This is a genomic window from Snodgrassella sp. CS2, from assembly GCF_050310315.1.
Classification (GTDB): Bacteria; Pseudomonadota; Gammaproteobacteria; order Burkholderiales; family Neisseriaceae; genus Snodgrassella; species Snodgrassella alvi_E.
On the sequence record NZ_JBNPBA010000001.1, the window covers coordinates 184,583 to 196,840 of the forward strand.

Sequence of the window (12,258 nt, forward strand, 5' to 3'; positions counted from 1 at the left end):
ATAAGCTGCCCTTGGGCAGCTTTTTTATTGGAGGTTGTATGCTGCCGATTGAGGGTATGCCCAATGTACCAAATTTCAAGGGATTGAATACTGCTGGTTCTAATGCACTAATCAGCTTAGGGAGCGCAGCGTTAATTAATGCTGTATTCGGTAATTACTGGGGTATATTCAATGAATACGGTATTCCGATACTGCTGGCAGATAACGTCATTGCTCTTAAATATAATAATTCGTCTAGGATCGCGCAGGCGCCAATTGAAAAAGGTTCTTTTGCCAGCTACAACAAAATATCTAACCCCTATAAAGCTACTGTTCAGTTATCAAAAGGCACGGGCGGCACACTCATGCGGGGGGCTTTTCTTGGCCAGATTGAAACACTAGCCAACAGTACACTGTTATTCCATATCCTTACACCGGAATATGTTTATACCAACGCCTGTATTGTTGGCTACGACACTGCCCGAGAGGCGTCGGACGGTGCGCAACTGATTAAGGTTAACCTTCATCTAGAAGAGGTCAGAGAAGTAACGGTTAAATACGATACCGAAGAGGTAAAAAACCCTGACGATGCTAAAACACAGGATGGCGGTGAAAAGCAGCCAGAGAGCGCGAATGAATCAATTCTCTATAAGGCTAGTGAAGCATTTAAGGACCTATTCTAATGGCTACGGTAACTATTCCTTTAAACGCTGCGCCTAACCAAACCGTTTCCTTTGTGATGGATAACAAACGCTGGTTAGTTACCCTGAATTCACGCCTCGGTAATTTATATGCCAGCATAGAAAATGACAGAGACGGAGTCATAATTAACAATCGTATTTGCTTAAATAAAACACCCCTTAGCAAAAATCTTGTGTTTATAGATACTGACGGCAGTCAAGACCCCTTCTACACCGGCCTGAACAGCCGGTTTTTTTTGGTATATACAAATGAAACGTAAAGTAATTAAAGTCACCGTGACCCTGACAGGAAAGGATGACAAAGGCCAACAGATTGTATTTGCGGATGCATATAACCAGATAAGCGCAACAGGACTTCGGATAGCCTGCAATATCATGTTCGGGTATGGTGCAGTAATGCCAACAGCACAGATTCGCGTCTATGGGCTCGAGCTGGACAAAATGACCAAGCTTTTACGCGTTCGCTGGAACACACTGGGCGCCCTAATGAATCGCGTAAAAATAGAAGTTGGGAATGAGGGGGAGAAATTACTGCAAGAATTCGAGGGCAACATTACTTTCGCGTATCCGGATTTTTCTAATTCTCCGGATGTGTGCCTTGTAATTGAGTCTCAGGCCGCAGCTTTGGAAAATCAGAAGCCCGCCAACCCCTACGAACACAAAGGGGAAATAGATATAGCAGATATCTATCAGGCGATTTGCGAAGAAATGGGCTATCAGCTGGAAAACAACGGCGTATCAATAAAAACGAAAGACATCACCCTAAATGGCTCTAACCTGCACAAACTGCAAACACTTGAGCAAACCTTTCCAATTGATATGTACATAGAAAATAACCTGATAGCCATCACCCCTAAAGGCGGCAGTCGTAACATTAAAATCCCTGTCATCACACCGGCTACTGGGCTTATAGGCTACCCAACACCGGATATTCGCGGAGTGACCTTCAAATGCCTTTATGACCCATTACTGCGCTTTGGTGGTGTCTGCAAAATACAAGGTAGCGTCGTTGAAGTTTGTAACGGGGAGTGGCGGATTTATGGCATGTACAAATGCCTGGAAGCCAACCAGCCGGACGGCAACTGGTTCTGTGAGATAGCTGCAACATGGAGGGATAGCAAAGATGCCGCAATCGTTCGATAACAATAGCCCACTCAGTCATCTCAACATCAACCACTCTTTAGGCGGGGCGGATGAATTTAACGCCCTCATTACTAACCTAATGTCCAAGATGCAGACAATTACGTTAGTAAAAGTGGTTGCTGTATCAGGAGGCGGAATAGCCCCCGTGGGAACAGTTGATGTTATGCCAATGGTGCAGATGCTCGATGGTGCAGATAATGTTTATTCTGCAGGGCAGATTTTCAGTGTGCCTTATTTCCGCCTGCAGGGCGGAGCAAATGCAATTATTTGTGACCCTGTGGTTGGAGATATTGGCCTGTGTGCTTTTGCCTCAAGAGACATTTCCATAGTCAAGCGTAATAAAGCAGAGTCCGCCCCGGGGAGCCGCAGGCAGTACGACTGGAATGACGGTTTATATATTGGAGGGTTCCTGAATGGCGTGCCTCAGCAATATATAGGTTTTTCAAATGGCGGTATCGTCATCCATTCACCAACAAGTATCACTTTAGAGGCACCTGCCATTAATCTGCAGGCTTCATCCGTAACCACCAAAACCGGCAGTTTTGCAGTTAATGCTAGTAAAACTGCACAATTTACCGGCGGGGCAGGAATCAGCTCTGATGGTGATGTTCAGGCGGGATCAGTTAGCTTGAAAAACCACACTCACAACGGTGTAGTAACAGGTGGTGGTAACACAGGAAAACCCAATTCATGAAAACATTATTTTTAATGCCCGGTAGCTGGGATTTGGCTATAGACGCACGTGGCAACATCGCCATAGCAGAAAGCACCTACCAGCAGGCACAGGATATCGCCAGCGCTTGCCGCACCATACAAAAAGATTTGTATTTCAACCAGAGTGAAGGCATACCTTATTTAACTCAGATTTTGGGTAACGGGCGCTACCCGCTGGCGTTATATCGAAAGTATTTACAGGATGCTGCCCTGAGTGTGCCGGGAGTGGTGAGCGCGCTGCCAGAATTGCAGTTAGATAATGACCGCATCCTACGCGGGCAAATTAAATTTACCACTAGCGATAATCAAACAGGGGTAGTTGAGCTATGAACATTCCTCAACTGCAGATAACAGACAATGGCATTGTGGCACCCAGTACCGATGAAGTAATTAACGGTTTGTGGGAGCTATTTAAAGATGCTTTTGGCAAAGATTTAAATACCGCCATGAATACACCACAGGGGCAGCTTGTTACCTCACTGGCAGCTATTATCACGGATGAACGTAACCAAATGATCGCGCTGCTAAACCAGTTTGACCCGCGTTATGCTCAGGGTATCTGGCAAGATGGGATTGGTTATGTGTATTTCATGACTCGCAAAAAGGCCACCCATTCCAGTGTTGATTTGGAGCTGACGGGCTTAGCTGGAACAAGCATAGCCGCGGGAACAATATTCAATGATGACAACAATCAGGAATGGAGAATAACGCACGATGCCGTAATAGGTGGGGGGGGTACAGTAACCGCGCATGCTTTGTGTGTACTGTCCGGTAATGTTAGCGCCGCTCCAAACACCATAACTTCCGTACCTAAGGCTATTGCCGGTTTAGATCGCATCACCAATCCCTATGCTGCCGTTGCTGGTGTAGATGAAGAAGCACGGCGAGATTTTGAAACACGGCGACGGGCATCCGTAGCGATTAACAGTAAAAATACCAACGCTGCAACTTATGGCGCGGTGGCGAATTTAACGGACGTAAAGGATGTCTACGTTATAGACAATCCATCAGACGAAACCATAACTGTCGGTGCAACTAATTACCCAGTTATTCGTAACAGTATTCTTGTTTCCGTAGTTGGAGGAGATGATGAAGTGATAGCGCGCACCATACTGAATAAGGCCGGTACAGGTTGCTCTTTCAATGGTAATACCGAATGCACTATCAGTGACACGGAAAATTTTCCAACAAGGCCGCCATCCTACGTCATTAAGTTTCTCAGGCCGGATTTTGTGCCTGTGTTTTTCCAAGTAACCGTAGAGGATAAAGATGCTTTAACTTTTCAGGATAGCGAGGCGATAAAAACAGCCATTATCAAAGCTTTCTCCACTGGCGCAGCAAAGGCCACCATAGGGCAACCCGTTATTGCCTCCCGATTTATTTGCCCTGTTGCATCTGCTGTATCGAACGTGAGTATTGTTTCGTTACGCATAAGCTATGATGGCAAAAAATGGGTGGACAAACTCGATATAGGGGTTGATGAATTCCCGACAACAACCGTTTACCAGATAAAAATCCTATGAAAAATATTCAAGATACGTTGATGTCACAATACGCAAATAGCCCCATAATTTGCAACCTGATTGACAGCATGAATGAATGCATAGACCCTAATAAATCCATAAATGATTTTTACAAATTCGCTTTCAATATTAAAACGGCAAAAGGTTTTGGTTTAGACATATGGGGGCGTATTATCGGTGTTAACCGCAGTATCAATATTCCTCCGGGAGACATTGACGTTTTTGGCTTTAAAACTAAGCCTCAGTCATTCAAACCCTTTAACAGTCACCCGTTCAGTGCTGCCGGAGCCGGATTCAATGCATACAGGCTGTCTGATGAGCGGTTTAGGCTGTTGATTATGCTCAAAGCTGCATCAAACATACTGTCAGTAACGGCGCCGAATATAAACACATATCTGCGCATGGTATTCCCAAATAAAAGGGCGTATTTCCTGATCACCGGCCACATGAAAGGCCGGTATTTTTTTGAGTTTATTCCTAACAGCTTTGAGCGGCACATTATTTATAACCTTGGCTTATTACCACGCCCCAGTGGCGTATTGATTGATTACCGCGAATCCCCTCCAAAGGGGATTTTTGGTTTTTCCGGGACAGGTTTTCAGCCTTTTAATCAAGGATGTTTTGCATCATGAGTAAAAACCCAACGCTAATTCCCCAAGCATTTGCAAATAACGGTAGTAAAAACACCATACAGAACACTAGGCAGCCCGGACAGGATATGGAAGATGCCACGTGGAGTGATGGTTTCCCAAATGTCACCATGCAGCCCGTTGAGTCCGGCGGCCTGCCTCCTAAGGGTATGGACTTCAATGGCATATTTAATACCTTATCCGAATCGATTGTTTATTTGCAAAAAGGTGGGCTGTTTTATTTTGACAAGGCCTATGCCAATGCGTTTGGCGGTTATCAGACTGGCGCCATACTAATGGCCGATGACAATACACGGCTGTTTGTTTCAACCATGGATAAGAACAGCAACGACCCTAATCAGAAAATGACGGGATGGGAAATACTGGCCGGAGTAGGAATAAATGCCGCTACCGCATCAAAGTTACTGAACGGGCGCAAAATCGGCGGTGTATTTTTTGATGGCTCTCAAGATATCGACCTGCCCGGCGTGAATAAAGCAGGAACGCAGGATACATCGGGCAATGCGGCGACGGCCACTTGGGCGGCACAGATAGCAGCACACACCATCGGCGGAGTGATGTTTAACGGCAAAGGCGATATTGATTTGCCGGGCGTGAATAAAGCGGGCAATCAGGACACCTCCGGCAACGCGGCCACCGCAACAAAACTTAAAACAGCACGATTGATAGATGGTGTGCCTTTTGATGGTACCCAAGATATAAGCATTATTCCAGCAGGCGCTATTCAGTATTTTGCTCAAGCTTCAGCTCCCGCCGGATGGCTAAAAGCTAACGGCGCAGCAGTATCCCGCAAAGCTTATGCGAATTTGTTTGCTGCAATAGGTACGACATACGGTGCGGGCGATGGCAAAACAACATTCAATTTACCGGAGTTTAGAGGCGAATTTATACGCGGCTGGGATGATGGGCGCGGAGCGGATAAAGGTCGGCTACTTGGCACCTGGCAGGATAGTGAAAATAAATCACATCAACATAGCGGCAATACCTCTCCTAGTGGCAGTCACCAGCATACGGGTACTACGGATTGGAACGGGCAGCATACCCACCCTGTAGGCAAAACTGGTGGTGGCAATGGCTCGCAGGCGGCCAAATCTTTTGCCGATTCAGGCGGAGAAATCGCTGCCGCTGGTAACCACGCGCATACCTTTACCACGGGTTGGAGCGGAGAACACACCCATTCGTTTTGGACTGAGTGGGTTGGCGGTGCTGAATCAAGACCGCGTAACGTTGCATTATTGGTGTGTATTAAATATTAAAGGATTGAAGGATGGAAGATTACCCGTTAACTATTCCCGTATGTCAGCTTGATGAAAATAGCTACTTTGTAGGAATGACAACCGCCGATTTAGACCCCGTTGTAGGAAACGGACAATATTTAATCCCTCGTCTTTGTATTGAAGCCGACAAGCCTGAATATAAAAACGGCTTTATTCCACAATGGAATGATGGGCAATGGAAGTATATTGAAGACCATCGCGGAGAAGCTGTATACCTCAAGAAAACTGGCGAAAAGCAGACTATAACAGCCTTAGGCAAATTACCAAAAGATGTTACTATCCACGCTCCAAAACCCTTTACTGAGTGGTCAGAAGAGGCGGGCAGTTGGGTGGATGTAGCTAATTCTGATGAATTACGTCTTCAGGATAAAAAGGAAAAAGCAGGGGCAGTTACCCGTAGCCAGCTTTTAACGTCGACTGAACTGCGATTGGGTAAAAATAAAACGGAGCTACTTGAAATAGCCGAGCGGGAGTTAGCTGGATCTCATTTAATCAAGGTAAGAAATGCGATATCTGAAGCACAGAGCTTTACGTTGGTAAATGATGATATCTGGGATTTTTTCACGCAAACGTTAAATATCAGTGCGGACAAGCTTTTCGCTTTATGGGAGGAGGCTAAGCTTAACCCCTAACTATTGGCCAAAATTAAATTTGAAAAAACACCCGCGTAAAGCGGTATTTTTATGGAGTTTACATGATATGAAAAAAGCATTTAGATGGTTGCATAAGGCACTGGACTGGGTGGTTGAGTTTCGGTTCCTGCCGGCGTGGTTTCAAAATTTTATATTCGGTACCTGTACACGCGTAATTGAGATTACCAGCGGGTTAGTCATGTTGGGTTTTGCGGTGGTTTTTGCCTTGCACGGAAACGAAATGCTAAAGGAAGACCTTTACGAGAAATTTCAGCACCTGCACCCTGATGTTCTGGTTGCGGTCCTGTTCATCGTATCTGTTAGCCAGTTAAGCGCTGCTGTTTTCCAATCCAGCCGCAGCAATATTATTTCAGGCTGCTTGCTGATATGGGCATCCTTAATATGGTTCTTGATTGCAGGGGCATTTATTGCCGCCTATCCGCCTTTGTCTACGGGTATGACTACCTATACCGTACTGGCCGTAGTGTGTGCGCTGGCGGGTAGAAATCTCATTAAACACACTCAGCGAGTAGAAGACAAAAAAGGCGGTGAATAATGAATGAGGCATTCACCTTGGCCAACTGTTTCGCCCTTGGGGGCGGTTTTCTGGGTGCGCTGGTGGTATCGGATTACAAACGCTATGGGATAGTTTTAACCCTTACCTTTATTGTTATCGGCATGGTGTTTGCAGCTGCTGTTACCGAATATTACTTCACGCAGAATCATCCGTGGCTGTTTGCTGGCGTCGGCGTGTTTGCCGGCATGGCCTCCACTTCGCTATTAGATGCGTTCAAGGCCACCGCGCCAAGGATGGCACAAAAGTTAATTAATGCAGTTTGTAGTAAGGCAGAAAAAATAATAGGAGATAAGGACGACAAATAGACTGATAGTAAATTTGATTAAGTTACAAAATCAAAAGCCAGCTGAATAGCTGGCATTTTTTATAGGTGAAAGGGTTTGATATGTACAAATTAAGTAAGCGGTCTTTAACTAATCTTCAGGGGGTAAATACTAACCTTGTAAAAGTGGTTCAGCGAGCCATTGAAATAACCAAACAAGACTTTATGGTAACGGAGGGGTTGCGCTCCCGTGAGCAATGTTGCATTAACTATGGCAAGGGTAGAACTGCCCAGCAATGTACACAGAAAGGTGTGCCGGCGAAATACGCACAACCCAACATTAGTAAAGCTACGTGGCTAAATAATCCTTTTGCCAGCAAGCACTCCCAAGGGTGCGCCGTAGATTTGGTACCTTATCCGGTAGATTGGAACGATTTGGCCAAATTCCGTTTAATCGCCGAAGCCATGAAGCAGGCCGCCAAGGAACTAAATGTCTCCATCATTTGGGGCGGGGATTGGCAGAAGACCAAAGATTACCCACATTTTGAGGTGTAGCTATGAAGAACGTAAATTATTTGGCCGCTGGCGCGTGGTTGCTGGCGGCCTTAATGTTTCTATTCATCATGCTTAGCTATGGCCACAAGCAATATGAGAACGGCTACCGCAAAGGCAAAGAAGAAACGCAAAAGCAGTATCAAGAGTCTTTGGCCAAGCAGCAGCAAGTGGCCCAGCAGGCCAGCCAAAATTACGAGAAACAGAAAGCAGAAAACGAGGTAAAGCGAGATGAACGACAAGCGCAAATCACAAAAATTGTTAGGGTGCCTGTGTACACTAATGTCTGTCTGGATGCTTCAGGGGTGCGCCTCGTCAACGAAGCCATTAGCAGCCGTTAATGTTCCGGCCAACCTTACCGAGCCATGCCCTGCATTAAGCCCGTTAAAGGGCTCTACAGGCGCCGATATTCTCCCGTGGGCAGTTGGGGTGGTAGAGAAGTATAATGACTGCACAAGGCGGCATAGCGCACTGGTAAAAGCTATTCTGTAAAGATTGTAAGTAAAGAATCAACCGTGGTGATCTTCACAACGGTTGAAATGTTTTGAGCTTAAATTGTATGGGGTAGAAATTCAGTTGTTGGGGAGATCGCAACAACTGCGTTCAATCACGAATAAAATGATAAACGTATAAACGATAACTACAGCTTAACAATAGTCAATGCCGTTTTCTTGAAAAAAAAAACTACGGTTAAGTTGTAGAAATCAAAAAAATAATGCCAATAGATTTTGCCAAATTTAAGACAAAACCACATCAAAACAAGTCAAATGAACTAAGTTTGCAGGCGGTTCATTTGTTTAAAAACAATAACTTGTAATAATGCTCATCGGACTCTTAATCCATTTGTCCAGGGTTCGATCCCCTGACGACCCACCATCATTATAATAATTAATTTAATATTTTATCTTGCGCTACAATCGTCCATAATTCACCAATTAAATTTCGATTTTGACAATTTTTATGATATACCATCATCATAACATTGTCATTTCATCCATATTAGAATACAAATACTTTTTGATTATTTAATTTTAAGCAATTATTAATTTTAGAATAAATTATCCCTTAAAATACTTGTACAATTTATTAGCTAATATCATTAATTAACCAAAAATTACTAAAATGAAAATTGTATATTTTCATCCAATATAACAATAACCTGTAAACTAAATTTATTTGCTGAAAACGAGCATAAAAGCTTGCAACAAATATATCTTTACTTTATGTTATCAACAATCACATTAATATTTTACAGGGTTAGGGTATGGATAAATCTTCTCTTACAGAAGAACTAGAAGCATTATTTAAACTATTTGAAAAAGGCGCGATAACCAAAGAAGAGTATGAAGCTCAGAAAGCCATACTTTTATCATCTAAAACCGAAACTTCGCCTTCCGAAAAAGCACATGAGAATCAGGAATCTGTTCCGATATTTATAGAAGAACCATATCAAAAACAAAACGAACCAGCACACAGTAATAGCGTAAAAATAATTTTAATCATCATTATCGGACTTATTATTATAGTAGCCATGTATTTCATTTTTGCTGGTAACAAAAAAGATTTGCAACCCAACAATGGTTCCGGTACCTTATCTGCAAGCGCTGCAAGTGAAAGCATTACCGTCAATGCGCAGCAAACGAGTAATACTGCAGATAAAAATCTGGAAGACGACTCCGATAGTACAGGTCTAAATCTGAATACCAAGACGCCAGAAGAATTAAATCAGCTTTTAAATAAATTCCAGCAGGATCGTGCAAAAGCATTAGCTAATCTACGCAATATATGGTCGAATCTTGATCCAGATTTTAAAGCGACTATACAACAAGAACAAAAAGACTGGGATAACACAGCATTAACCACTTCCTGCTCCCTTACCGGCTATCAAACAATACTGGCTCAACAGGTTGCCAACCAATATTGTGAATCCGTCATGCTGAATAATCGTGCTAAAGAGTTACTGGATGAGCAGGCATCAAATCTGACAGATATAAAACAAGAAAAAGCAGCTCAAATGGATGCAAAAGCATCCGATGCACTTAAGAGAGTAAATATTACTTGGTCAACCATCCCTGACGATATTCAGCAGAACCTCAATCAGACATATGAACAGTGGTCAGATGAAATCAATAAATATTGCATTTCCAGACCGACAGCTAAAAACCTCATTGAAACTCAGATAAATTATAATAATTGCATTATCAACAAATCTGAAAATAAAATCAAAGAATTAAATGGTTACAAGATTTAGTAATGATACAGAAAGTCAGATTTGAGAAATACTGGCTTTCTTACTTTAATCTGAAATAAAACAAAATATCAATGAAAACTAACATTTTATCCAATAAAATATGGGCAAACAAAAATCCATTGTTTACAATACCGCCACTCAAAACTATTGCAGGACATTTATATCATGGCAGATTTCAATAAAATTCTCGATGCCGGTAATGTAGACGGCGGTATTATCAACGTAGTTGTAGAAATTCCAGCAGGTTCAAATCATAAAATAGAGTGGGATCGCAAACTTGGTGCTATGAAACTTGATCGGGTTGAACCCGTGATATTCGCCAAACCCACCAATTATGGCTTTATTCCGCAAACTCTCGATGAAGATGGTGATGAGTTGGATGCCTTAATTATCACTGATCAGCCTTTGAGTACGGGAATTTATCTGGAAGCAAGAATTATTGGTGTTATGAAATTCGTAGATGATGGAGAAGTTGATGACAAAATTGTCGTAGTTCCGGCTGATGACCGTAATAATGGCAACAATGTTCAAACATTAGCAGATTTGCCGGCACAATTAATCAAACAGATTGAATTTCATTTCAACCATTATAAAGATTTGAAAAAGGCAGGTACCACACAGGTAACACACTGGGGTGACATCGACGAAGCTAAATCAGTCATACGCGAATCGCAAGAGCGCTGGCAGAATCAATAATCAGAAAAATAAATCCTATCAAAAGATCTGCTGCAAAATTTTATACTTATAAAAATTTTGCAGCAACTATATTAAATAAGTTTAAATATATAAAAGGGTTTTATATGAGAGTTACACCTGGAATAAAACCGCTTTTTGCCAATGCATGGGCTGCGTCACAAAAAATTTTTAATAAAAATGATTCAGAAACCGAGCGTTTAAACAGAGTAGCTAATGTCATAGGCGGTCGTGTAGCAGATAATATTAATAATCCAGATTCATCCACTAAATGGGTGAATACTTGTGCAGTTCGGATGAGTTATATTTTGAATTATTCTGGATTAAAAATAAAACCTAACGGCAAGCTTACAGTTTCAGGAAGTGATAAAAACTGGTATTACTATCGAGTAACTAATTTAATTAGCTTTCTTATATCAGAATGGGGTAAACCCGAATCTATTAAATATCCAGCAGTAATAGGAAGAAAAGGCATTATATTATTTCAAGTTTCAGGATGGTCTAATGCAAATGGCCACGCCACACTATTTGATGGTAACTCATGTTATGATCACTGTTATTTTAGTGAAAATGAGCCTGAAAAGGGATATGTAACACTTCAAGCCAATTTTTGGGAACTGAAATGAAAAAATTTAAATTGCAAATAATATCCAGCTGCTCCATATTATTGCCATTGATTAGCCAAGCATCAACTCCCGAGGCAGTGAACCGTACCTTTATAGAGAATTATAAGGATATGGTTTTTGCATCTTGTATCACCAAAGCATACAAAGGAAACAAAGATGTAGAAAAAGATACAGGCAGCAGTGTAAGTGCACTAAAAGACTGGATTGATTACGACATTGATAAAAGTATAGATAAAGAAATTGTACTAATCAATTCTTATTTATCCCGTAATTATTTTAATCCACTGGCTGAGCAGGAAGTTAAAGGAATAAAATTTGATTTTCTAAAATGTTTGGATCTTTACCATAGCAAAGACCTAGAGACACTTGCCAGAAAAGTAATTTCAAATCCGAATGAAAAAGTGACTAAAGATTGAAAAGCAGAAGATAGACACAAACAGAATCAATACTAAAATTTAACATAATATATATTATGCGAAATATGCAAATTATAAATCAATATAAAATATTATTATTTATCGCATGTAGCACTTACATATCTGCGAATTCATAACTACGCAAACATACTTTACCCAGTAAGCCAATTGTTTAAATTACGAACCATATTTTTTATCGTAAAATACAGATATGCTCTGCAATATACTACTGACACAGACAGGCTATAAGAACTGAATGAGT

At 42.0% G+C, this 12,258-nt stretch carries 17 protein-coding genes; all 17 read left to right on the forward strand.

Features of this window, described 5'->3' with window-relative positions; genetic code table 11:
* Positions 1 to 38 precede the first annotated feature (38 nt).
* The 17 genes from ACQP6D_RS00935 to ACQP6D_RS01015 all read left to right on the forward strand — a co-directional run bounded on the left by ACQP6D_RS00935 (position 39) and on the right by ACQP6D_RS01015 (position 11,996).
* On the forward strand, positions 39 to 662 hold the full coding sequence (locus tag ACQP6D_RS00935; protein ID WP_427857222.1) for a phage baseplate protein: 624 nt from the start codon (positions 39 to 41) through the stop codon (positions 660 to 662).
* Positions 662 to 940: a hypothetical protein gene (locus ACQP6D_RS00940; RefSeq protein ID WP_370470114.1), complete on the forward strand. Its 279-nt coding sequence runs from the start codon at positions 662 to 664 to the stop codon at positions 938 to 940. Before ACQP6D_RS00935 ends, ACQP6D_RS00940 begins: the two co-directional genes overlap by 1 nt.
* A complete protein-coding gene (locus tag ACQP6D_RS00945) occupies positions 930 to 1,823 on the forward strand; it encodes a baseplate hub protein (protein WP_427857223.1) in 894 nt (297 codons plus the stop codon). The genes ACQP6D_RS00940 and ACQP6D_RS00945 overlap by 11 nt, the downstream gene beginning before the upstream one ends.
* On the forward strand, positions 1,804 to 2,517 hold the full coding sequence (locus tag ACQP6D_RS00950) for a phage baseplate protein (RefSeq protein WP_427857224.1): 714 nt from the start codon (positions 1,804 to 1,806) through the stop codon (positions 2,515 to 2,517). The genes ACQP6D_RS00945 and ACQP6D_RS00950 overlap by 20 nt, the downstream gene beginning before the upstream one ends.
* A complete protein-coding gene (locus ACQP6D_RS00955) occupies positions 2,514 to 2,867 on the forward strand; it encodes a hypothetical protein (protein WP_427857225.1) in 354 nt (117 codons plus the stop codon). The genes ACQP6D_RS00950 and ACQP6D_RS00955 overlap by 4 nt, the downstream gene beginning before the upstream one ends.
* Positions 2,864 to 4,060 (forward strand): baseplate J/gp47 family protein, encoded by a 1,197-nt coding sequence (locus tag ACQP6D_RS00960; protein WP_427857226.1) that lies wholly within the window; start codon positions 2,864 to 2,866, stop codon positions 4,058 to 4,060. Before ACQP6D_RS00955 ends, ACQP6D_RS00960 begins: the two co-directional genes overlap by 4 nt.
* Positions 4,057 to 4,692, forward strand: coding sequence for a DUF2612 domain-containing protein (locus tag ACQP6D_RS00965; RefSeq protein ID WP_427857227.1), 636 nt, complete (start codon positions 4,057 to 4,059; stop codon positions 4,690 to 4,692). The genes ACQP6D_RS00960 and ACQP6D_RS00965 overlap by 4 nt, the downstream gene beginning before the upstream one ends.
* Complete coding sequence (locus tag ACQP6D_RS00970; RefSeq protein ID WP_427857228.1) at positions 4,689 to 5,966, forward strand: phage tail protein; 1,278 nt, start codon at positions 4,689 to 4,691, stop codon at positions 5,964 to 5,966. The genes ACQP6D_RS00965 and ACQP6D_RS00970 overlap by 4 nt, the downstream gene beginning before the upstream one ends.
* Before the next feature lie 11 nt (positions 5,967 to 5,977).
* On the forward strand, positions 5,978 to 6,619 hold the full coding sequence (locus ACQP6D_RS00975) for a hypothetical protein (RefSeq protein ID WP_427857229.1): 642 nt from the start codon (positions 5,978 to 5,980) through the stop codon (positions 6,617 to 6,619).
* 67 nt (positions 6,620 to 6,686) lie between these two features.
* A complete protein-coding gene (locus ACQP6D_RS00980; RefSeq protein WP_427857230.1) occupies positions 6,687 to 7,175 on the forward strand; it encodes a hypothetical protein in 489 nt (162 codons plus the stop codon).
* Positions 7,175 to 7,501, forward strand: coding sequence for a hypothetical protein (locus ACQP6D_RS00985; RefSeq protein WP_367418616.1), 327 nt, complete (start codon positions 7,175 to 7,177; stop codon positions 7,499 to 7,501). Before ACQP6D_RS00980 ends, ACQP6D_RS00985 begins: the two co-directional genes overlap by 1 nt.
* Positions 7,502 to 7,581: 80 nt before the next feature.
* Positions 7,582 to 8,013, forward strand: a complete 432-nt coding sequence (locus ACQP6D_RS00990) for a M15 family metallopeptidase (protein ID WP_427857231.1) — start codon at positions 7,582 to 7,584, stop codon at positions 8,011 to 8,013.
* Between the two features lie 2 nt (positions 8,014 to 8,015).
* On the forward strand, positions 8,016 to 8,351 hold the full coding sequence (locus ACQP6D_RS00995; protein ID WP_427857232.1) for a hypothetical protein: 336 nt from the start codon (positions 8,016 to 8,018) through the stop codon (positions 8,349 to 8,351).
* 923 nt (positions 8,352 to 9,274) lie between these two features.
* Positions 9,275 to 10,261 carry an SHOCT domain-containing protein gene (locus ACQP6D_RS01000; protein ID WP_427857233.1) on the forward strand — a complete coding sequence of 329 codons (987 nt, stop codon included), beginning with the start codon at positions 9,275 to 9,277 and terminating at the stop codon, positions 10,259 to 10,261.
* A gap of 165 nt (positions 10,262 to 10,426) precedes the next feature.
* Positions 10,427 to 10,957 (forward strand): inorganic diphosphatase, encoded by a 531-nt coding sequence (locus tag ACQP6D_RS01005; RefSeq protein WP_100156981.1) that lies wholly within the window; start codon positions 10,427 to 10,429, stop codon positions 10,955 to 10,957.
* 104 nt (positions 10,958 to 11,061) lie between these two features.
* The gene (locus ACQP6D_RS01010; protein ID WP_427857234.1) at positions 11,062 to 11,580 is read left to right on the forward strand and encodes a type VI secretion system amidase effector protein Tae4; all 519 of its coding nucleotides are present in this window, start codon (positions 11,062 to 11,064) and stop codon (positions 11,578 to 11,580) included.
* On the forward strand, positions 11,577 to 11,996 hold the full coding sequence (locus ACQP6D_RS01015; protein WP_267407976.1) for a type VI secretion system amidase immunity protein Tai4: 420 nt from the start codon (positions 11,577 to 11,579) through the stop codon (positions 11,994 to 11,996). The genes ACQP6D_RS01010 and ACQP6D_RS01015 overlap by 4 nt, the downstream gene beginning before the upstream one ends.
* The last annotated feature ends 262 nt before the right edge of the window (positions 11,997 to 12,258 follow it).